Consider the following 21,321-nt stretch of genomic DNA (forward strand, 5'->3'; position numbering starts at 1 on the left):
TGCCGGCATTTTTTATTTTGCGGATTGTGGCACAGCTTCTAGCTTTAAATGCTAGAACCTTCCTCATACGGGGTCTCATGGGAATGGTTTCGGTGTGATAGAGCAGAAATTCGTAAACACGCTACTGATTCAAAAGAAGCCATTTTGAAAGTCGAGAATTCCGTCAAAGCCAAACATGAAGAGGTAGAGAAAGTAAGTAATGAAACGAACCGAGCCAAACGATTGCAATTACAAATTGTGATCTTCTGAGACAAGCAAACGAAGTGTTTATGAAAGTGGGAGAAACTGCACGAAGTTTGGATAAACAAGCACAAAGCCTTGTCGAGAAAATGAAGGAATAATGAATAGACAAAGCGATGAATTCACTTTTTAGATGTAAGAATCGAGGGTCTTTTTGTGCAGAATTAGGATAGAGAGAAAAATGTCAATAAAATCAAAAAACACTCCCTTCTGTATAAGGAAGGGAGAGGAATACAGCCTTGGTATAGGCGACTTATTTTATAATATCAAACAACTCATGTAAGTCTTTAATTTCATAGTCTGGTGTTACATCAGTTTCATTTTTTTTGTCGTTGCGGTTAATCCAAACTGTTTTAATTCCTGCACGAGATGCACCGAGGATATCTGTTTTCGGATTGTCACCGACCATGATCACCTCATCCTTCTCTAAATTGAGAAGTTTGAGACAGTGTTCGAAAATCTCGGGATCCGGTTTTCCTTTTCCATAGTCTCCAGAAATCACAATTTCATTAAAATAAGGTGCTAGTTCAGGCACGCCGGCAAGTTTTTCTTTTTGCAGGCTTGGATCGCCATTTGTTAAAAGGAGTAGCTCATACTCTCCTTTGAGCTGGTCTAGTACTGGATATGTCTCTTCGTAAACATAAGGGCGCTTTCTTCGTTCGGCAGCAAAAAAATCAGCTAAATATTGACCGAATACAGCATCTTCAATACCTGCTGTTTTTAATCCATTTGTCCAAGCGTTTTTTCGATACTCAGGAGCAATGGCATTCAGCTTTTGAAAGCCTTCGCTAATGGGTTCACTAAAGTTTGACCAAAGACCTTCAAACGGATTAATACCGATCATTACAGTATAATCGTAGGTTTCATAGGAAGAGTAAAGCTTACGTGCTTCCTCACGAACGATTTCTTCAAATTTATCTGGATCAAGTCCATATTTCTTTTGGGCTTCTCGGCATGTTTCTGCAAAAGTTGTATGAATGCTTTTTTCATCCCAAAGCAAAGTATCATCTAAATCAAAAAATACGGCTTTCATGATCTTCTCCCTTGTTATGTAAGTAGATACCCTCAAATAGCACGTGAAAGGCTCATGTTCATTTTACAATAGAAGAAGCAGAGGATAAAGGAGAGATTCAGTCGTATCAGGCTCATCTCTCCCTAATTTTAAACTTTTGAAAAATAACTTGCTCAAACATCAGCATCATGATAAGATGAGGAAGTTGTTTCATGAATTCGGGTGATTGACGGATGAGTGAAAATTGTGTAGAATAGTTAACGAATTGAATAGATATCACAAGCAGAAGCACCCGCTTCTCACCTGATTGACACATGTTTGTAGTTGGCAGGTTGACCGTACATTTTATTTTTCATGCAAATGTTCGCAGTGTGGGTGTTTTATATGCCCACACTTTTTGTTTGCCTGTAAAACATACAACGAAATGGTCAAAATGAATTGTGAACTCAATTCAAAATTTCATGGAGGTGGCTCACTATTAGCAAAGATCAATTAGTTAATGAAGGTATTCGTGCGCGTGAGGTTCGTTTAATCGGACAAAATGGCGATCAGCTGGGGATTAAAACCCGCCAGGAAGCTCTGGAAATTGCTGTTAAAGCTAATCTTGACCTTGTGTTAGTTGCTGCAAATGCAAAACCACCTGTTTGCCGAATCATGGACTATGGTAAGTTCCGATTTGAACAACAGAAGAAGGACAAAGAAGCACGTAAGAATCAAAAAATCATTAGCTTAAAAGAAGTTCGGTTGAGCCCGACGATCGATGAACACGATTTTAATACGAAGCTCCGTAATGCGATCAAATTTCTTGAAAAAGGGGATAAAGTAAAAGCTTCTATCCGCTTTAAAGGGCGTGCGATTACGCATAAAGAAATCGGACAACGCGTGTTAGACCGTTTCTCTGAAGCTTGTGCTGAAGTAGCGACAGTAGAAACAAAACCAAAGATGGACGGACGTAGCATGTTCCTTATGCTTGCACCAAAAGTCGAAAAGTAAAGTAACAGAGGAGGAAATATCCAATGCCAAAAATGAAAACTCACCGCGGATCTGCAAAACGTTTCAAAAAAACAGGTTCTGGTAAATTAAAACGTTCTCATGCGTACACAAGTCACATGTTCGCAAACAAATCTACGAAGCAAAAACGTAAATTGCGTAAGAGCGCAATCGTGAGTGCTGGAGATTTCAAACGCATCAAGCAACAACTTGCAAACATTAAGTAATTCGGAATAGGAATCATAGGAGGGAAATACAATGCCAAGAGTAAAAGGCGGAACTGTGTCGCGTCAGCGTCGTAAAAAGGTTCTTAAATTAGCAAAAGGTTATTTCGGTTCAAAACATAGATTATATAAAGTAGCAAACCAACAGGTCATGAAATCTGGAAACTACGCTTTCCGTGACCGTCGTCAGAAAAAACGTGATTTCCGTAAACTATGGATTACACGTATCAATGCTGCAGCTCGTATGAATGGTCTTTCTTACAGCCGTTTAATGCATGGCTTAAAGCTTTCTGGTATCGAAGTAAACCGCAAAATGCTTGCTGATCTTGCTGTGAATGACCTAAGCGCATTCAACCAGCTTGCTGACGCTGCTAAAACACATTTAGATAAGTAATTGAAATAAAAAGATCATTCCTTTATGGGGTGGTCTTTTTTGCTCATCACGTGAGGTGAAGTGAATATGTGGTTCTTGCTGTTCTTGATCATTGTGAATGGCTATGCCTTTTATTTAATGGGAGAGGATAAAAAACGGGCAAAGAAGCATAAATGGCGCATTTCAGAAGCGCATTTGTGGCTATCAGCTCTTGTGTTTGGTGCACTAGGGTCTTTTCTTGGTATGCAGTTCTTCCGTCATAAAACAAAGCATACATTCTTTCGGATAGGAATGCCATTTCTGGTCTTCATTCAAATGCTTTTGCTTGGCTATGTGTACTCATATCTATAAAAAAAGAGCAGAGAGCGCTATGATGGCGCATCTGCTCCTTTTTTTTGTTTAATCTGTTTGATTGGCTGATCCCAATCGATTTTTGTTTGAGGATACCGTTCGATAATGTTCTCCTCGAGTTTTTCAAAGTCTTCTAATGTAAAATCGGTTAACTTATCAGGTGACTCCGTCCAAACGTAAATGGAGTGGACAAAAAGAGGGTGATCCTTTGAAGGAACATGTTTTTCACCTTCAAAAAGGACACCTTTATAGACGAAGTTAAAGTTTTTTCGTGCATTATTTTGTTCATCCATAAAGTAAAAGCCTTCTTTTAATTGTGCCTGTTTCAACTTTCTCCTCGGGTTTGAGAAGAATTTTACCGCCATGTAGAAAAGATAGACAAGCAATGCGACGAGAGCAAGTCTAATGAGGATCACAAACATGACAGGATGCACCTCCAATACCGTTATCTGAGGTATTACGATTCAGTCTAGCAAAAGGTTTCAACTTTTTTTAAAAAAATATTTCGTATAACGAAAAAATATTCATAAAAAGATCGTATTGAACGAAAAAGGTTTTGTATAATAATAATGCACCCAAGAAGTTAAAGGAGGAAAAAACGGATGAAAAAGCTAGATCAGACATTAACTATGCTTAAAGACCTAACAGATGCGAAAGGTATTCCAGGTAATGAACGAGATGTGAAAAGAGTGATGCAGACATACATAGAATCTTATGCAGATGAAGTATCAACTGACCGTCTTGGTAGTTTTATTGCGAAAAAAGCAGGAGACCCAAACGGACCAAAGATCATGTTAGCTGGTCACCTAGATGAAGTTGGTTTCATGGTAACCAAAATCGACGAAAAGGGCTTTATCCGCTTTCAAACAGTAGGAGGCTGGTGGTCACAGGTGATGCTTGCACAGCGTGTAACGATTGTGACAAATAAAGGGGAGATTACGGGCATTATTGGCTCTAAGCCACCCCACGTACTCTCTCCAGAGGCACGAAAGAAATCTGTTGAGATCACTGATATGTTTATTGATATTGGTGCTTCAAGCCGTGAACAAGCAATGGAATGGGGCGTTGTACCTGGTGATCAAATCGTTCCTTACTTTGAATTTACTGTCATGAACGATGAAAAACTATTACTTGCAAAAGCGTGGGACAACCGGATTGGCTGTGCAGTTGCCATTGACGTGATGAAGAATTTACATGAAACAAAACATGAAAACATTGCGTACAGTGTGGCGACTGTACAAGAGGAAGTTGGATTGCGCGGAGCTAAGACAGCAGCCCAAACCATTCAACCTGATATCGGTTTCGCAATTGATGTTGGTGTTGCTGGAGATACTCCTGGTATTACAGAAAAAGAAGCGACAAGCAAATTAGGTAAAGGACCAACCATTGTTGTCTTTGATGCGTCTATGGTATCTCATAAAGGACTACGTGATTTTGTCGTCCAGACAGCCGAAGAGCTTAACATTCCATATCAATTTGACTCAGCACCTGGTGGCGGAACAGATGCAGGTGGTATTCATCTAACGGGTCATGGCGTTCCATCACTCTCTATCGGTATTCCAAGTAGATACATCCATACACACGCTGCAATGATCCATAGGGACGATTATGAGAATGCTGTCAAACTGTTAACAGAGGTCATTAAAAGACTTGACCAAAAAACAGTACATCACATTACTTACGGTTCTTAATAAAAAAGCCTTTTCCTCTTTCATAGAAGAAAAGGCTTTTTGGTTTTTAGAGAAGAAAGGTCAGTAGATATAAAGGCTTTAGAGTAAGAAAAGAGACTGAGCTGTTGCGATTTCCCAGGAAATGAAGTGAGATTTTTAGTAGCAGTCACTGTTTTTACTTGAATAGTCATGGGAGAAACGAACTGAGTGGAATGATTGTTATCAAAGGCTTCAAGGATGTTCAGCTGAACGAATATTTATTATGCGTGGTGCATCCAATATGAAAAAAGGAAAATGTCTAGCCTATCAGCTCATTTAAGGTAAAGGGTCAGTTGCGAATTGAACAAAGTCAGATCTACATAGAATTGATCCTACTCTAAAACTTTCTAGTTACAAATGCACATGTGATCATGTGTGTTTTTTTGTATCATAAAAAAGCACAGAGCACACAAAGGCGCTCTGTCAAAAGAGATTTGATGGGAGTAGGTGAAGTTAAAACAAGATTCATTTAAACTATACATATCTTTTAACTTTGTTTTTGGAGTAAGAAAAAACAATCAAATTATGTTATATTTGTAACGAATTGTGTGAAATGGGGGATGGTTTAAGTGAATGCGGTTACAATTGTGATTGGTTCAATGTGTATTTTAGCAATTGCTTATCGGCTGTATGGCACATTTATGATGGCAAAGGTGCTGAAGGTAACAGATGAGCATCCAACACCTGCGCATACATTAGAAGATGGAAAGGATTATGTACCGACAAATAAGTGGGTAACATTCGGCCATCACTTTGCAGCGATTGCTGCTGCAGGACCACTTGTTGGTCCCATACTGGCGGCACAGTTTGGTTATTTGCCGGGGCTTCTGTGGCTTCTGATTGGGGCGGTGATCGGAGGAGCCGTTCATGATATTGTTGTTTTGTTTGCTTCAATGCGAAAACAGGGGAAATCATTATCAGAGGTGGCAAAAGAAGAACTTGGACCTGTCGCAGGTTTTTGTACAGGACTAGCGATGCTGTTTATCATTACGATTACGATGGCAGGGCTTTCGATGGTTGTTCTGCATGCGCTAGAACGTAACCCTTGGGGGACATTTGCAGTGGGAATTACTATACCAATTGCAATGGGCGTTGGGCTTTATTATAAGAAAACAGGAAATTTAAAGCTTGCTACTTCCGCAGGTTTTATATTGCTTATGGTCGGTGTGTTTCTTGGGCCTAATCTCCAAGGGACAGCACTTGGTGACTTTTTAACACTGGAGACGAAAACGCTTGCACTTGCTTTGCCTGTGTATGCTTTTTTTGCAGCGGCACTTCCAGTTTGGCTGCTACTTGCGCCAAGGGATTATTTAAGCAGTTTTATGAAAATTGGTGTATTTATTGCCCTTGTAGTCGGCATATTTGTTGTCAACCCAGCGATTCAATTTCCCGCATTTACAGAGTTTGTGAATGGTGGGGGACCTGTTTTGGCGGGGCCAGTGTGGCCTTTTATTTCCATCACAATTGCGTGTGGCGCTATTTCAGGGTTTCATGCGTTTGTGGGATCAGGAACGACACCTAAAATGCTAGATCGCTGGAGTGATATGAAACCAGTCGCATTTGGTGCAATGCTTGTCGAATGTCTTGTTGGGATCATGGCATTAATTGCAGCCACTGCACTTCATCCAGGAGATTATTTTGCAATTAACAGCACGCCAGAGGTTTTTCGTACACTTGGAATGAGTGTTGAAAACCTCCCGCAATTAAGCAAGGAGATTGGTCTCGATTTAGAAGGAAGAACAGGTGGAGCCGTTACATTAGCAGTTGGAATGGCTTATATTTTTACGGGAATACCGTTTTTTAGTCATTTGGCCTCTTACTTTTTTCAATTTGTCATTATGTTTGAAGCGGTCTTTATTTTGACTGCAATTGATGCAGGTACTCGTGTAGCGCGCTACTTAATTCAAGATTTCTTTGGCGAGGTGTATAAGCCACTAAAGCGAAATGATTGGGTGCCGGGGTCCATTTTTGCAAGTGCGCTTGCTTGCTTTATGTGGGGATATTTACTCTATTCAGGTGATATAGGCTCTATTTGGGCATTGTTTGGTGTCTCAAACCAGTTAATGGCGTCTGTTGGTTTAATTATCGGTGCGACGGTTGTGTTGAAGATCGCTGATAAAAGACGGTATATGCTGACATGTTTGATCCCGCTTGCTTATTTATATGTAACAGTCAATTACGCAGGTTATTGGATGATTGCCAATGTGTACTTAAACCCTAATGCTTCTGGGTATAGTGTGTTAAATGCTGTGTTATCAGTCATCATGCTTGTGCTAGGCTTTATTATTATTGTCTTTGCCATCAAAAAATGGGTCGACATTTGGCGTGACCCAGCGCTTCGAATGGAGGCCCCAATTTCAGGTTAACGAAAAGCCGACTTGCTTTTAAAACAGCAAGTCGGTTCTATTTAGTGCTGCGGTTTGAGACCTTGCTCTAATGTTTCCAAGATTTCATGTTTTTCGTTTTCGGAAGCTTCTTGCCATAGAACTTCGAACAAGACGCCAAGCCCTGGAAGCATCTTTTCTTCTCCACTTTGAATCGCATCTAATATTGTATGCTCAAGCTGTTCCTGATCATGACCTGTGATATTTTGAATGACTGCATTTCTTAAATTGAAATTCACTGCATACACTCCTTTTTTTATAGTGATAGCCATATTCTGTCTCAAAGACAGGTTTATTATGTAGTCTGCTTGAGATATAATAAATTCATGTTAATTAAAGGAGTTAAGATCGATTGAAATATATAGAATCAGCAAAAAATGCAAAAATCAAACAGTGGAAGAAGCTCCATACAAAAAAGGAGCGCGCAAAAACAGGGCAATTCCTCGTTGAAGGAAAACACCTTGTTGAAGAAGCGTTAAAGATGAGCGGAACTGTGGAGGAATTATTGGTCACATCCCCTGAAATGGTACCACAGGATGTCGATCAAGAAATTGATATATATGAATTGAGTGAAGAAGCGTTTTCTGCCATGACAGAAACAGAAACGCCCCAGCAAATTGCGGCTATCTGCACAATTCCTCATTTTCAAGAAAAAGAACATAAAAGGGTGTTGCTATTAGATGCTGTTCAAGATCCTGGCAATCTTGGTACACTGATTCGGACAGCGGATGCAGCTGGACTTGATGCTGTTATTTTAGGTGATGGAACGGTGGATGCCTATAATGGGAAAACGTTACGCTCAGCACAAGGTTCACACTTTCACCTACCAATTTTGAAGCAGACGCTTTCAAATGCGATTTTGGTGTTAAAGGAGAAGAGAATCCCTGTTTATGGAAGTGCGTTAAAAGAGGCAAAGGTGTATCAAGAAGTGCCAGCAGAAGAAGCATTTGCGCTCATCGTAGGCAATGAAGGGGCTGGAATTGATCCTGATCTATTAAGTATGACCGATCAAAATTTATATGTACCTATGTACGGGAAAGCAGAATCACTAAATGTTGCGATTGCAGCAGCCGTTCTTCTTTATCATTTACGTGGATAATGTTGCATGACTAGCTGAATTTCACTATAATATAACTAATATTTTAAAAACCATGATAGAGGAATATTGTTTCAATGTGCTACCTATTAGGGAGAGTGCACCATAGACTGAAAGTGCATTTAAGGTAAGCTGAAACAGGAATTCACCTCTGGAGTTGTCACCGGGACCGCCTCTTAGGCGTAAAGGTGAACCGGATTCGTTTGTTTCCGTTATGTCAATGAAGCTTATTCGCACATGTATTGTGCTTAAAAAGGGTGGTACCGCGACCACAACTCGTCCCTTCATATTTGGGACGGGTTTTTTTGTTGTATTGGAACATGAGAACCAAAAACCCAGAAGGTTTGGTATATAAAAAGGAGGATTTCATTCATGCAAGAAACGTTAAAACAGCTTGAACTAGAGGCTGTAGCTAAAGTAGAGTCAGCTAGTTCGCTAAAAGAAGTGAACGATATTCGCGTTCAATATTTAGGGAAGAAAGGTCCGATCACTGAAGTATTGCGCGGGATGGGCAAACTTTCTGCCGAAGAAAGACCTAAAATGGGCGCACTTGCGAATGAAGTGAGAGAACGCATTGCAAGTGAAATCGCAGCGAAAAACGAACAATTAGAAGCGGAAGAAGTACAAAAACAGCTTGCTTCTCAAACAATTGATGTCACACTCCCAGCAAGTCCAATAAAGATCGGAGCAAGACATCCGTTAACGATTGTCGTAGAAGATATTGAAGATTTATTCATTGGCATGGGGTATACAGTGGAAGAAGGACCAGAGGTTGAGACAGATTATTACAACTTTGAAGCCTTGAACCTTCCGAAGGAGCATCCAGCACGAGATATGCAGGATAGCTTTTATATTACAGAAGAGACATTAATGAGAACACAAACATCTCCTGTACAGGCTCGTACACTTGAGAAACACAAAGGCAAAGGACCTGTGAAAATCATTTGTCCAGGAAAAGTGTACAGAAGAGACAGTGATGATGCGACGCATTCACACCAATTCATGCAAATCGAGGGACTTGTGGTTGATCACAACATTAGCATGAGTGATCTAAAAGGAACACTCGAAACAGTTGCGAAAAGAATGTTCGGTGAAGATCGTGAAATTAGACTTCGTCCAAGCTTTTTCCCATTTACTGAACCTTCTGTAGAAGTCGACGTCTCTTGTTTTAAATGTGGCGGCAAAGGCTGTTCAGTTTGTAAAGGGACTGGTTGGATCGAGATTTTAGGTGCTGGGATGGTGCATCCAAACGTACTAGAAATGAGCGGATTTGACTCAAACACATATCAAGGTTTTGCTTTTGGAATGGGTGTTGAGCGTATTGCCATGTTGAAATACGGCATTGATGATATTCGTCATTTTTACACAAACGACATCAGATTTACAAAGCAGTTTAAGCAGGACTAAGAGGAGGATAATCGCAATGTTTGTTTCATATAAATGGTTAGAAGACTATGTAGATTTGGAAGGCATCCAGCCGAACGAATTAGCGGAACGAATCACAAGAAGTGGCATCGAGGTAGAAGCAGTCGAATACAAGAGTGAAGGTATAAAAGGCGTTGTCGTCGGCCACGTTTTAGAGCGTGAACAGCATCCAAATGCTGATAAATTAAATAAATGTCTCGTGGATATCGGCGAAGAGGAGCCTGTCCAAATCATTTGCGGCGCACCAAATGTAGAGAAAGGACAACATGTCGCTGTTGCTACAGTTGGCGCTGTGTTGCCGGGCAATTTTAAAATTAAAAAAGCAAAGCTTCGCGGCGAAGAATCTAACGGGATGATTTGTTCTCTTCAAGAACTTGGAGTAGAAGGAAAGCTTGTGCCGAAGGAATACGCAGAAGGTATATTTGTTTTTCCAACAGGTGTGAAGCCAGGGGATGATGCACTAGGGGCTCTTCAGCTAGATGATGCCATATTAGAACTTGGTCTTACACCAAACCGTGCTGATGCACTCAATATGCTTGGTGTTGCATATGAGGTGGCGGCAATTTTAGATCGTGATGTGAAACTCCCGAATTCAGCACATGAGACAATTTCGGAAAAAGCAGCAGATTACATTTCTGTTCAAATTGATGATACAGAGGCAAATCCTCTTTATGTAGCAAAAATCATCAAAAATGTAAAAGTTGGTCCTGCACCATTATGGATACAAACAAGGTTAATGAGTGCTGGTATTCGTCCAATCAATAATGTAATTGATATGACAAACTTCGTTTTGCTTGAATATGGTCAGCCATTACATGCTTTTGACTATGATCGCTTTGGTTCTAAACAAGTCGTTGTTCGAAAAGCAGCAGATAACGAAGTCATTCAGACATTAGATGAACAAGAAAGAAAATTATCATCCGAGCATCTTGTGATCACAAACGGATCAACAGCTCAAGCGGTTGCAGGGGTTATGGGTGGCTTTGATTCAGAAGTACGTGATGAGACAACAACGATCTTACTTGAATCCGCATATTTCCACGGACAAACGGTTCGAACAGCATCAAGAGATCTTGGACTGCGTAGTGAGGCGAGTACACGATTTGAAAAAGGATTAGATCCACAGCGTGCGAAACCAGCAGCAGAAAGAGCAGCTCAGTTAATCAGTCTTTATGCAGGCGGCGAAGTGCTAAGCGGCACAGTCGAGGAAAATCATATCGAAAATAAAACGAATACCATCAATGTGTCCATTGAGCGGGTTAATAAAGTGCTTGGTATGAACATTGCGAAGGAAGAGATGATTCACATCTTCGATAAGCTCGGCTTTACAGTTGGAGAAGCGAAAGATGTACTAGTCGTAACAGTTCCTTCACGAAGACTTGATATGAGCATCGAAGAAGATTTAATTGAGGAAATCGCTCGTTTATACGGCTATGATAACATACCATCAACACTTCCTATGACTTCAGGAACGGTTGGCGGATTAACACCATTTCAAGTGAAGCGTAGAAAGGTGAGACGTTTTTTAGAGGGGGCTGGACTTTCTCAAGCCATTACGTACTCCTTAACAAATCAACAAAAAGCGACGGCGTTGGCATTAAATCCTGCATTTAAAACAAAGCTATCACTTCCAATGAGTGAAGAACGCAGTGTGCTAAGACAAAGTCTTCTTCCGAACTTACTTGATTCAGTCGCATATAACCTTGCAAGACAAGCAGATTCATTTGGCTTTTATGAGACTGGTTCAGTCTTTTTAGCAGAAGCTGACGGTGCGAAGCCAGTAGAAAAAGAACATGTTGCAGGTGCCATAACAGGCTTATGGCATAAAAATCTTTGGCAAGGTGAGAAAAAGCCAGTTGATTTTTATGTCGCAAAAGGGATTGCCGAAGGCCTTTTCGAAAAGCTGGGCGTTTCAAAACAGATCACCTATGTGCAGACACAGCGTGAAGGACTACATCCGGGACGGACAGCAGAAGTTCATTTAAATGGGAAAGTCATTGGTTTTGTAGCCGGGCTTCATCCAGTTGTAGAAAAAGAACTTGATCTGAAAGAAACGTATGTATTTGAATTCGATTTATCGGATGTGCTGACATCAGAAAGTACAGATTTGAAGTACACGTCCATTCCTAGATTCCCATCTGTCACAAGAGATATCGCGCTAGTGGTAGACAAGCATGTGTCAAGCGGTCAATTGGAACAAGTGATTTATGAAGCAGGCGGCAGCTTACTTATTGAAGTCTCTGTCTTTGACGTTTATGAAGGTGAGCATATGGAAGAAGGGAAGAAGTCAGTCGCTTTCTCTCTTCAATATTTAAACCCAGAGCAAACTTTAACAGAAGAAGAAGTAACGGCTGTTCATACAAAGGTTCTCAAAGCATTAGAAGACACCTATCAAGCCGTATTGCGTGGATAAATTAAAAGGAGCTCGGCAGCAAATGCTGTCAGCTCCTTTTTTATTTCTTAGCGTACAAGTTTTTTGGCTTTTTGTGTATTGGCAAAGTGAAGTTTGGTGAATTGATTTAAAGCTTCCTCGCCCTTTCGTTTAATTAATTTGGCAGCAGCCTGATCCACATGTGAACCTGCTCCTTTCGGAATGTCAAAACCGGCAGCGTTTGATAATTGATCCATCTCGATTAAAAATGCATACCTTGCAATGATAGAAGCAGCGGCAACTGAAAGGTGAATTCCTTCTGCTTTTGTACTGAAGTAAGTCCGTTCTCGAATCACTTTTTTTCCAGCAAGATGTCTAAAATAAATACCAGGCTCTGCAAATTGATCAATTAAAATGGCTTCTGGCTTTTTGCCATCCATTTTATTAAGGACAGAGGTGATGACCTGATTATGAAGCAAAGCCTTCATCTTCCCTTGACTCATCCCTTTTGCCTGCATTTCATTATATTTTTCGTTTCGGAGGACGAGTAAGCTATATGGAATGGTCTGAATCAAATCTTTTGCGATGTTTACAATTTGGGGATCTTTTAATCCTTTGGAATCTTTTACGCCAAGCTCTTTCATAAGGGCGAGGTGGCTAGAATCAACATAGGCAGCACATACAGTCATCGGTCCGAAATAATCGCCAGTTCCTACCTCATCTGAGCCAATGACAGACATTGAGGCAATATTCTGGGGAGGCGAATATTGATTAGTCGCCTGCGCTTTAGCTGTTTTTACTGTCGGTTCTTGTTGCCTGATTCCAAATTGACGACATTCAGCTTCAGCCTGCTTTCCTTGAAATAGAATCTTTCCTGAACGATAAGCAGTAATGGTACAGCCGGGAACTTTGGCTTGAAATAAGGCGCCTTGTGGTACAGTATCAGTCAATTGTTTTGAATAGAAATGTTTGATTTTACTCACGTCTTCAGGTGTTGCATTAATGACAGCTTGAGGCACAATGGATAACTCCTTTTTACTTGAATTCATTGATTTCTAAAGTGTACCATAACAGGCAAGGGGTCGTCTTTCCATTCAATGTCTAAACATGTTATGATAGAGTCTAGGATTCTCGTTGAATGGAGGAGAAACGTTGTCTGACGGCGGTAAAACGAAAACAACAGTTGAGATTTACGGACAGCCATACACAATGATTGGTCAAGAGTCAAAAGTGCATATGAGGCATGTTGCTTCAATTGTTGATGATAAGATGAGAGAAATAAATGAAAAAAACCCACACCTTGATATAAACAAATTAGCTGTGCTGACAGCAGTCAATGTCGTCCACGACTACTTGAAAATGATAGAGAAATACGAAAAATTGGAGCTTCAGCTTAAAGAAAAGGATTGAGATAGCCATGATCGATATCATCATTTTGTTTTTGCTCCTTATGGGAACACTTGTCGGTCTAAAGCGCGGGTTTATCATTCAGTTTATTAAATTAGTAAGCTTTATCGTTTCCATCTTAGTTGCATCCCTGTTCTATAAGGCATTGGCACCACAACTCACATGGATTCCATCACCGGATTTTAGTGGGGGGCAAGCGCCACTTGCTTTCATTAGCGGGAATTTGGAAACAGCTTATTATCATACCATTGCGTTTATCATTCTGTTTATTTTGACGAAAATCCTGCTTGTGATCATTGGTGGATTACTCACTACTATCGCAAGCATTCCGGTCATCAAGCAAATGAACAAATTGCTTGGCGGTGTTTTAGGATTTCTTGAAACTTATTTATTTGTATTCATTCTTCTGTTTGTTGCAGCATTACTTCCAGTTGATACGCTACAAATACTAATGAGTAAATCAATATTGGCAGATGTGATCGTCAACCACACCCCTTACTTGTCTAGTCTTGTAAATGAACTATGGACGACATATGGAGCATAAAAACTTCTCCTTCATTGGAGGAGTTTTTTCTCATTCCACGACAGGAAGTTGTAGGATAGCGGAAAAGTTTGTATCATTTAAAAGGAAGATGTGAAACCGGCTGGAGGATGAAATCATGAATAAAAAAGATATTATTAAACTTCTGGAAACAATTGCGGTGTATATGGAGTTGAAAGGAGATAATCCTTTCAAAATATCGGCTTTTCGTAAAGCTGCTGCGGCAATTGAACAGGACGAACGTAGTCTTTCTCAAATAGATGATCTAATGAAGTTGCCAGGAATTGGCAAGGGAACGTTTGCTGTGATCACAGAATATATCGAGCAAGGACATTCACAAACACTAGAACAATTAAAAAAAGATGTACCGGAAGGACTTGTACCGCTTCTAAAGCTTCAAGGTTTGGGCGGGAAAAAAATCGCAAAACTTTACCAAGAGCTAGGTGTTCATGATGAAGACTCATTAAAGGCTGCCTGCGAAGAGAACAAAGTTCAAACCCTTGCTGGCTTCGGTAAAAAAACCGAGGAGAAAATTTTAGCGGCACTTGAGGAAGCGGGCAAACAGCCAGAGCGATTACCAATTGGCTTTGCGCTTGATGTTGCAGAACGAATTGATCAAGCCCTTGATGAAATAGAAGTCATTAAGCGTTACTCAAGAGCAGGAAGCTTGCGAAGAGCGCGTGAGACTGTGAAGGATTTGGATTATATTATTGCGACCGATCATCCAGCAGAAGTAAGGGAACAGCTCGTTGCACTTGATCATGTCAAAGAGATCATTGCAAGTGGTGATACAAAGGTATCTGTGCTCCTTGCCCTTGAATTTGAAATCAGTGTTGATTTCAGGCTGGTCACACAGGAGCAGTTTGCCACAACATTACATCATTTTACAGGATCTAAGGATCACAACATTAAAATGAGACAGCTTGCAAAAGAACGTGGTGAGCGAATTAGCGAATATGGCGTAGAAAACATTGAAACAGGGGAAGTTCAAACGTTTGAGAATGAACAGACTTTTTATGCTCATTTTGACCTTCCACTCATCCCGCCAGAAATTCGTGAAACCGGCGCTGAAATTGATACGTATAAAGAAAGTATGCGCTTTGTGCAACTGAGTGATATCAAAGGGGACCTTCATATGCACTCTACGTGGAGTGATGGTGCATTCTCAATTCGAGAGATGGCAGAAGCCTGTATCGCAAAGGGCTATGAATACATGGCAATAACCGATCACTCACAATATCTTAAGGTTGCCAACGGTTTGACAAAGGAACGCTTACGTCTACAAGCGAAAGAAATTGACATGCTCAATCAGGAATTTGAACATTTTCATATTTTGAAAGGTGTAGAAATGGATATTTTACCTGACGGGACGCTTGATTACGATGATGAATTCTTGGCAGAGATGGATTTTGTGATTGCATCCATTCATTCTAGCTTCTCTCAACCAGAGGAAGTCATCATGGAGCGACTTGAGAATGCACTGCACAATCAGCACGTTGATTTGATTGCACATCCGACGGGACGCCTGATTGGCAGACGTGAAGGCTACGCACTGAATATTGATCAATTAATTGAGCTTGCCAAAAAAACGGGGACTGCACTTGAATTAAATAGTAACCCAGCAAGGCTTGATTTAAAGGCGGAACATTTAATCAAAGCGAATGAAGCAGGCGTGAAAATCATCATTAACACAGATGCACACAACATCGCCATGCTAGATCATATGGAAATTGGTGTTACCGCAGCAAGAAAAGGGTGGACATCAACATCAAATGTCCTTAATACGTATTCACTCGATGAGCTGAAAGAGTTTTTAAAGCGCGACAGATAGTCGTTAGGAGGCTGTACAATGCTGCAACAAAAGGCTTTAGCATCACTTGAATTTCAAAAAGTAAAAGAAAAAGTGATGGCACATACTGCGTCCGCTCTTGGGAAAGAGAAGGCACGAGAACTAGTGCCCATCACATCTATAGAAAAAATTCAGCACCTTCTTGAAGAGGTAGATGAAGCACAAGATGTTATCCGTCTGAAAGGTTCAGCACCCTTTGGCGGTTTGACAGATATTAGACGCGGGCTGAAGCGGGCTGAGATCGGAAGTACATTAAGTCCGGCCGAGCTTATGGAAATCGCAGGTCTATTATATGCAGTGAAAAATATGAAGCATTTTCTTCAATCAATGTTTGAAGACGGTGTTGACATACCACTTCTTTATACATATGCAGAATCTTTAATATCTCTGCCTGAATTAAAAAAGGATATTGATTCTTGCATAGATGATAGTGGAGAGGTGTTAGATCATGCGACTGACACGCTTCGTACCTTACGAACACAATTGCGTTCACTAGAATCACGAGTGCGTGATAAATTAGAATCAATGATTCGTTCTCAATCTGCTTCAAAAATGCTCTCAGATACAATTGTAACGATTCGGAATGATCGCTTTGTCATACCGGTCAAACAAGAGTACCGTTCAAACTATGGCGGAATTGTACATGATCAGTCGTCTTCGGGAGCGACTCTTTTTATCGAACCACAAGTCGTCGTCGACCTAAACAATACTCTGCAACAGACGAGGTTAAAAGAGAAGCAAGAGGTTGAGCGAATTCTTCAAATGTTGACAGAAAAAGTAGCTGTTCATATTGAAGAACTGCTACATAATGTCAAAGAACTTCAGACACTTGATTTTATTTTTGCAAAAGCTAAGTACGCAAAAGCAGAAAAAGCGACAAAACCTTTAGTGAATGGCCAAGGTGAAATTTACTTAAAAAAGGCAAGGCATCCGCTTCTGTCCAAAGATCAAGTCGTCGCGAACGATATTGAATTAGGGAAAGAATTCTCTACCATTGTGATTACAGGCCCGAATACGGGAGGGAAAACGGTCACGCTAAAAACGTTAGGACTTTTAACATTAATGGCGCAATCTGGCCTGCATATTCCCGTAGAAGAAGGATCAGAAATCGCTGTGTTTGACCAAGTATTTGCTGATATTGGTGATGAACAATCAATAGAACAAAGCTTAAGTACATTCTCATCTCATATGGTAAACATCGTGGATATATTGAAGAATCTATCGCCTAATTCCCTTGTTTTGTTTGATGAGCTAGGAGCAGGGACAGACCCTGCAGAAGGCGCGGCGCTTGCCATGAGCATTTTGGATGAGGTGCATCAAACAAATGCGCGTGTCATTGCCACAACGCACTATCCAGAACTGAAAGCTTACGGATATAATAGGGATGGCGTCACGAATGCGAGTGTGGAGTTTGATATTGAAACCTTATCACCCACATATCGACTTCTTATTGGTGTTCCTGGACGAAGCAATGCCTTTGAAATTTCTAAACGCCTTGGCTTGCCAGGTCATCTCATAGATCGAGCCAAATCTGAAATGCATGCAGAGCATAATGAAGTAGACACAATGATTGCTTCATTAGAAGATAGCAAAAAGCGTGCTGATCAAGAGCTAAAACAAACAGAGGACTTTAGAAAAGAAGCTGAAAAACTACACATGGAACTCCAAAATCAAATCATTGATTGGAACAATCAAAAGGACAAGCTTCTCGAAAAAGCAGAGCAAGAAGCAAAAGAAAAAGTCGATCAAGCGACGAAAGAAGCCGAAGACATCATTCATGAGTTAAGAACGTTAAAAAGTGAACATCGTTCTTTTAAAGAGCATGAACTCATTGATGCGCGAAAACGTCTTGAAGAAGCTGTACCAGAATTTCAGCGAAAGAAAAAAGCGGAAACTCCTAAAACAGACGTACGTACCTTGAAGCCAGGTGATGAAGTAAAGGTTGTCACCTTTGGACAAAAAGGAACATTGCTTAAAAAAACAGGTAACAAAGAATGGGGTGTCCAAATGGGCATCCTGAAGATGAAAGTAAAAGAAAAAGATATGGAATTTATCAAATCGGCACCTGAATTTAAACAGGAAAAAGCCATTACCGCTGTGAAAGGGAAAGATTATCATGTATCTCTTGAACTTGATTTAAGAGGCGAACGGTATGAAAATGCCTTAAGCAGGGTCGAAAAATATCTAGATGATGCTGTTTTGGCGGGATATCCACGCGTTTCTATTATTCATGGAAAAGGAACAGGTGCCCTGCGTAAAGGTGTACAAGAATTACTAAAGCATCATCGTAGTGTGAAAAATGCAAGGTTTGGGGAACAGGGCGAAGGAGGATCAGGTGTCACTATCGTCGAATTAAAATAAAAGGAGAAAACGAATGAAAGCCTTTTGGGAAAATGAACTGGTCGAGATTGCCGCCTATTACAGCGTAGCAGTCCTTTGTCTTGTCTTATTTTTAACCGTTTTTGAATTGGTGACCTCTTATAAAAATTGGGAGGAAATTCAACGTGGGAATTTAGCCGTTGCGATGGCAACAGGCGGGAAAATTTTTGGGATTGCCAATGTGTTCCAACATTCCATTGCACAGCACAATTCTCTTTTGCAAATGGTCGGATGGGGCGTATATGGCTTTATCATGCTGCTCGTCAGCTACTTCATTTTCGAATTCCTGACACCACGATTTAAAGTAGATAAAGAGATTGAGAATGATAACAGAGCCGTCGGGTTTATTTCACTCATTATTTCAATCGGGCTATCATATGTCGTAGCTGCCGGCATTTAAGGAGACGAAATGGAAAAACTAGCAAAAGTATTAATTGTTGTTGCCTGCGCTTTTGCGGTCATTGGTGCAATTTACATGTTCATGTAGGAAAGGATAGAGGCTAAACATCCTCTCAAAACTGTCAGGGCATCACCTTGACAGTTTTTATCTACATAAAAGGTGGTTGTGTCTATGCCAAATGTGAAACAAGCTCATCAGCTCATTGAACGAATTCTAGAATGCCTGAAAAAGACGCCGCTTGATGAAGACGTATATCGCCGTTACATGAAGCGCCCTTTTCAAAAGGCTGGGCTCTTAGAAGACTTGAGCCCTTATGTCAAAATAGATGCCCGTGGTTACATACTCCTTCAGTATGAACGGGGCATTGAGGTATTACGTAAACGGACAAATGATGCAGAAGAAGTGATCTATTGGATATTAGAAGATACCATTTTTATCACAGTGTATCTAGGAATGATGAAATGTTATGGAGTTGACCAAGTCCATACGCATTTTCCAAATGATCCAAGAATTCACAAAGAAATCGTTGAAGCCGTAAATGATGCCTTTCGAGCAATTGGTGGTCAATATGAGAAGTGGCATAAAGAGGGTAGAAGAACGATGATTGAAACTTCTAAAAGTAGGACATCGGACCCGAAGTGAACATACTGTTAAGCTCCTTAAACCTGCAATTAAACCAAGCAATTTCAGAAAAAAACAAAACAGTCCTGTATAAAAGTTTGCTATAATAAAATAGTACGAAAGTTCAGGAAGGAGGGTTTTTATGCAGTCAGATAAACGATGGTTTCTGCATTACCCAAAACAAATTCCCCACGAACTGACAATTCCAAATGAAACGTTACAATCTTATTTAAACCACTCCGCAGAGACGATTCCTGACCACACTGCAATTCATTTCATTGGTAAGAAGGTCACTTTTCGTCAGTTATACGAAGACTCATTGAAGCTTGCAAACTATTTGATGGGTATTGGTTTGCAAAAAGGTGACAGAGTGGCAATCATGCTTCCGAATTGTCCACAATCGGTCATTTCGTATTACGCTGTTCTGATGGCAGGTGGTATTGTCGTGCAAACGAATCCGCTTTATACGGAGAGAGAACTTGAATTTCAACTTGAAGATAGCGGTTCAAAGGTGCTCATTACCCTCGATCTCCTGTATCCAAAGGCCTATAAAATGAAAGCGCTGACAAATATGAAGCACCTCATCATCACAAAACTTCAAGATTATTTACCATTCCCGAAAAATTTCCTTTTTCCGCTTGTTCAAAAAAGGAAAAACAAACTGTTGATTGATGTGGAAAAAAGTGAAACCATTCATTCTTTTACACATGTGTTGAAAGAGACAGAGGCAAAGACGCTACCTCATATTCCATTTGATCCAAAGGAAGATGTAGCCGTTCTGCAATACACTGGGGGAACGACGGGCCTTCCTAAAGGTGTGATGCTCACTCACCGAAATATTTTAGCCAATACTGAAATGTGTGCAGCATGGATGTATAAAACAGAACGAGGCAAGGAACGGATTTTAGGTGTCATCCCGTTTTTTCATGTGTACGGAATGACAACAGTTTTAAACCTCGCTGTGAAAGAGGGGCATCAGATGATTTTACTGCCTCGCTTTGACCTAGCAGATACATTAAAAACAATTGAAAAACAAAAACCAACCCTGTTCCCAGGAGCACCGACAATGTACATTGCATTGCTGAATCATCCCGACCTTGAAAAATATGATCTATCCTCCATTACAAGTTGTCTCAGCGGATCAGCGGCACTTCCGGTAGAAGTGAAACAATCCTTTGAGAAAATCACAGGTGGTCGTCTTGTGGAGGGCTATGGACTATCGGAAACATCACCAGTGACACATGCTAACTTCCTCTGGGGAGTAAATAAGGCAGGAAGCATCGGCTGTCCATGGCCAAATACAGATGCGGGTATTTTCTGTGAGGAAACAGGTGGGTTTAAAGCACCTTATGAGCATGGAGAAATCATTATCAAAGGGCCACAAGTCATGAAGGGCTATTGGAATCAGCCGGAGGAAACGGCTGCTGTATTAAAAGATGGGTGGCTTTTTACAGGTGATATTGGATATATGGATGATGATGGCTTTTTCTACATTGCTGATCGTAAAAAGGATGTCATTATCGCAGGGGGCTACAACATTTATCCGCGTGAGGTAGAAGAAGCGTTGTATGAACATGAGCTCGTACAAGAAGTAGTTGTTGCAGGTATCCCTGACCCATACAGAGGAGAAACCGTAAAGGCCTTTGTTGTACCAAAAAAGGATGCCTTTGTGACAGAAGAAGAGCTAGATCGTTTTGTCAGGACGCGAATTTCGTCGATTAAAGTACCTCGTGTATATGAATTCAAGGAGTCACTGCCAAAAACGGCTGTTGGGAAAATTTTGCGTAGGGTTTTAATTGAAGAAGAAAAGAAAAAATGGCAACAAAATTCCGAAGTCCCATTAGATCATGTGGACAAATAATCAAGATCATCCGGTCAAAAAAGGCCGGATGATTTGAATGCATCTCTCATGTAAGCTATGATTAAGAAGTGCAAGAGAATCAGAACGT

General features: G+C 40.6%; 20 protein-coding genes and 1 other annotated feature. Of the genes, 16 read left to right on the top strand and 4 right to left on the bottom strand.

Annotated elements, in window-relative coordinates; translation table 11 throughout:
* Positions 1 to 493: 493 nt before the first annotated feature.
* Entirely contained in the window at positions 494 to 1,273 is a 780-nt protein-coding gene (locus tag ACQKEZ_RS01030) for an HAD family hydrolase (protein WP_427298019.1), read from the bottom strand.
* Positions 1,274 to 1,526: 253 nt separating this feature from the next.
* Positions 1,527 to 1,658, top strand: a sequence feature (ribosomal protein L20 leader region).
* Positions 1,659 to 1,729: 71 nt separating this feature from the next.
* Between ACQKEZ_RS01030 and infC the strand changes: the two genes are divergently transcribed.
* The 4 genes from infC to ACQKEZ_RS01050 all read left to right on the top strand — a co-directional run bounded on the left by infC (position 1,730) and on the right by ACQKEZ_RS01050 (position 3,190).
* Positions 1,730 to 2,245: a translation initiation factor IF-3 gene (infC, locus tag ACQKEZ_RS01035; RefSeq protein ID WP_427299279.1), complete on the top strand. Its 516-nt coding sequence runs from the start codon at positions 1,730 to 1,732 to the stop codon at positions 2,243 to 2,245.
* A 23-nt stretch (positions 2,246 to 2,268) separates the two neighbouring features.
* Positions 2,269 to 2,469 carry a 50S ribosomal protein L35 gene (rpmI, locus tag ACQKEZ_RS01040; RefSeq protein ID WP_427298021.1) on the top strand — a complete coding sequence of 67 codons (201 nt, stop codon included), beginning with the start codon at positions 2,269 to 2,271 and terminating at the stop codon, positions 2,467 to 2,469.
* Positions 2,470 to 2,500: 31 nt separating this feature from the next.
* Positions 2,501 to 2,860: a 50S ribosomal protein L20 gene (rplT, locus tag ACQKEZ_RS01045; RefSeq protein ID WP_427298023.1), complete on the top strand. Its 360-nt coding sequence runs from the start codon at positions 2,501 to 2,503 to the stop codon at positions 2,858 to 2,860.
* Between the two features lie 66 nt (positions 2,861 to 2,926).
* Entirely contained in the window at positions 2,927 to 3,190 is a 264-nt protein-coding gene (locus ACQKEZ_RS01050; RefSeq protein ID WP_427298025.1) for a DUF1294 domain-containing protein, read from the top strand.
* Between the two features lie 17 nt (positions 3,191 to 3,207).
* On the opposite strand, the gene ACQKEZ_RS01055 is transcribed toward ACQKEZ_RS01050, so the two are convergent.
* Complete coding sequence (locus tag ACQKEZ_RS01055; protein ID WP_427298027.1) at positions 3,208 to 3,612, bottom strand: sigma-w pathway protein ysdB; 405 nt, start codon at positions 3,610 to 3,612, stop codon at positions 3,208 to 3,210.
* A 180-nt stretch (positions 3,613 to 3,792) separates the two neighbouring features.
* Here ACQKEZ_RS01055 and ACQKEZ_RS01060 point away from each other — a divergent pair, with 180 nt between their 5' ends.
* Complete coding sequence (locus ACQKEZ_RS01060; protein ID WP_427298029.1) at positions 3,793 to 4,881, top strand: M42 family metallopeptidase; 1,089 nt, start codon at positions 3,793 to 3,795, stop codon at positions 4,879 to 4,881.
* A gap of 587 nt (positions 4,882 to 5,468) precedes the next feature.
* Positions 5,469 to 7,265: a carbon starvation protein CstA gene (cstA, locus tag ACQKEZ_RS01065; protein ID WP_427298031.1), complete on the top strand. Its 1,797-nt coding sequence runs from the start codon at positions 5,469 to 5,471 to the stop codon at positions 7,263 to 7,265.
* Positions 7,266 to 7,306: 41 nt separating this feature from the next.
* Here cstA and sspI read toward each other — a convergent pair whose 3' ends face one another.
* A complete protein-coding gene (gene sspI, locus ACQKEZ_RS01070; protein ID WP_427298033.1) occupies positions 7,307 to 7,522 on the bottom strand; it encodes a small acid-soluble spore protein SspI in 216 nt (71 codons plus the stop codon).
* A gap of 113 nt (positions 7,523 to 7,635) precedes the next feature.
* Here sspI and ACQKEZ_RS01075 point away from each other — a divergent pair, with 113 nt between their 5' ends.
* The 3 genes from ACQKEZ_RS01075 to pheT all read left to right on the top strand — a co-directional run bounded on the left by ACQKEZ_RS01075 (position 7,636) and on the right by pheT (position 12,217).
* Positions 7,636 to 8,382 (top strand): TrmH family RNA methyltransferase, encoded by a 747-nt coding sequence (locus ACQKEZ_RS01075; RefSeq protein ID WP_427298035.1) that lies wholly within the window; start codon positions 7,636 to 7,638, stop codon positions 8,380 to 8,382.
* A 369-nt stretch (positions 8,383 to 8,751) separates the two neighbouring features.
* Complete coding sequence (gene pheS, locus ACQKEZ_RS01080) at positions 8,752 to 9,786, top strand: phenylalanine--tRNA ligase subunit alpha (RefSeq protein ID WP_427298037.1); 1,035 nt, start codon at positions 8,752 to 8,754, stop codon at positions 9,784 to 9,786.
* 16 nt (positions 9,787 to 9,802) lie between these two features.
* Entirely contained in the window at positions 9,803 to 12,217 is a 2,415-nt protein-coding gene (pheT, locus tag ACQKEZ_RS01085) for a phenylalanine--tRNA ligase subunit beta (RefSeq protein ID WP_427298039.1), read from the top strand.
* A 47-nt stretch (positions 12,218 to 12,264) separates the two neighbouring features.
* Here the strand turns inward: pheT and rnhC are convergent, their stop codons facing one another.
* A complete protein-coding gene (gene rnhC, locus ACQKEZ_RS01090; RefSeq protein ID WP_427298041.1) occupies positions 12,265 to 13,224 on the bottom strand; it encodes a ribonuclease HIII in 960 nt (319 codons plus the stop codon).
* A gap of 103 nt (positions 13,225 to 13,327) precedes the next feature.
* On the opposite strand from rnhC, the gene zapA reads away from it, so the two are divergent.
* The 7 genes from zapA (at position 13,328) to ACQKEZ_RS01125 (ending at position 21,233) form a co-directional block, all read left to right on the top strand.
* The gene (gene zapA, locus ACQKEZ_RS01095; RefSeq protein ID WP_427298043.1) at positions 13,328 to 13,585 is read left to right on the top strand and encodes a cell division protein ZapA; all 258 of its coding nucleotides are present in this window, start codon (positions 13,328 to 13,330) and stop codon (positions 13,583 to 13,585) included.
* 7 nt (positions 13,586 to 13,592) lie between these two features.
* Positions 13,593 to 14,126, top strand: a complete 534-nt coding sequence (locus ACQKEZ_RS01100; protein WP_427298045.1) for a CvpA family protein — start codon at positions 13,593 to 13,595, stop codon at positions 14,124 to 14,126.
* 115 nt (positions 14,127 to 14,241) lie between these two features.
* Positions 14,242 to 15,954: a DNA polymerase/3'-5' exonuclease PolX gene (gene polX, locus ACQKEZ_RS01105; RefSeq protein ID WP_427298047.1), complete on the top strand. Its 1,713-nt coding sequence runs from the start codon at positions 14,242 to 14,244 to the stop codon at positions 15,952 to 15,954.
* A 21-nt stretch (positions 15,955 to 15,975) separates the two neighbouring features.
* Positions 15,976 to 18,333, top strand: coding sequence for an endonuclease MutS2 (locus tag ACQKEZ_RS01110; RefSeq protein WP_427299280.1), 2,358 nt, complete (start codon positions 15,976 to 15,978; stop codon positions 18,331 to 18,333).
* Between the two features lie 13 nt (positions 18,334 to 18,346).
* A complete protein-coding gene (locus ACQKEZ_RS01115; protein ID WP_427298049.1) occupies positions 18,347 to 18,751 on the top strand; it encodes a DUF350 domain-containing protein in 405 nt (134 codons plus the stop codon).
* 171 nt (positions 18,752 to 18,922) lie between these two features.
* Positions 18,923 to 19,393, top strand: a complete 471-nt coding sequence (locus ACQKEZ_RS01120; protein WP_427298050.1) for an Imm63 family immunity protein — start codon at positions 18,923 to 18,925, stop codon at positions 19,391 to 19,393.
* 121 nt (positions 19,394 to 19,514) lie between these two features.
* On the top strand, positions 19,515 to 21,233 hold the full coding sequence (locus tag ACQKEZ_RS01125; protein ID WP_427298052.1) for an AMP-binding protein: 1,719 nt from the start codon (positions 19,515 to 19,517) through the stop codon (positions 21,231 to 21,233).
* Positions 21,234 to 21,321: the final 88 nt, after the last annotated feature.

The organism is Bacillus sp. NPDC077027 (assembly GCF_050269555.1).
Classification (GTDB): domain Bacteria; phylum Bacillota; class Bacilli; order Bacillales; family Bacillaceae; genus Bacillus.

Coding starts and splice junctions, on each gene's coding strand:
- rplT (WP_427298023.1), top strand. CDS start 2,501: ATGCCAAGAGTAAAAGGCGGAACTGTGTCGCGTCAGCGTCGTAAAAAG.
- pheT (WP_427298039.1), top strand. CDS start 9,803: ATGTTTGTTTCATATAAATGGTTAGAAGACTATGTAGATTTGGAAGGC.
- rnhC (WP_427298041.1), bottom strand. CDS start 13,224: ATGAATTCAAGTAAAAAGGAGTTATCCATTGTGCCTCAAGCTGTCATT.
- rpmI (WP_427298021.1), top strand. CDS start 2,269: ATGCCAAAAATGAAAACTCACCGCGGATCTGCAAAACGTTTCAAAAAA.
- polX (WP_427298047.1), top strand. CDS start 14,242: ATGAATAAAAAAGATATTATTAAACTTCTGGAAACAATTGCGGTGTAT.
- ACQKEZ_RS01100 (WP_427298045.1), top strand. CDS start 13,593: ATGATCGATATCATCATTTTGTTTTTGCTCCTTATGGGAACACTTGTC.
- ACQKEZ_RS01120 (WP_427298050.1), top strand. CDS start 18,923: ATGCCAAATGTGAAACAAGCTCATCAGCTCATTGAACGAATTCTAGAA.
- ACQKEZ_RS01060 (WP_427298029.1), top strand. CDS start 3,793: ATGAAAAAGCTAGATCAGACATTAACTATGCTTAAAGACCTAACAGAT.
- ACQKEZ_RS01050 (WP_427298025.1), top strand. CDS start 2,927: ATGTGGTTCTTGCTGTTCTTGATCATTGTGAATGGCTATGCCTTTTAT.
- ACQKEZ_RS01055 (WP_427298027.1), bottom strand. CDS start 3,612: ATGTTTGTGATCCTCATTAGACTTGCTCTCGTCGCATTGCTTGTCTAT.
- ACQKEZ_RS01115 (WP_427298049.1), top strand. CDS start 18,347: ATGAAAGCCTTTTGGGAAAATGAACTGGTCGAGATTGCCGCCTATTAC.
- ACQKEZ_RS01125 (WP_427298052.1), top strand. CDS start 19,515: ATGCAGTCAGATAAACGATGGTTTCTGCATTACCCAAAACAAATTCCC.
- ACQKEZ_RS01030 (WP_427298019.1), bottom strand. CDS start 1,273: ATGAAAGCCGTATTTTTTGATTTAGATGATACTTTGCTTTGGGATGAA.
- pheS (WP_427298037.1), top strand. CDS start 8,752: ATGCAAGAAACGTTAAAACAGCTTGAACTAGAGGCTGTAGCTAAAGTA.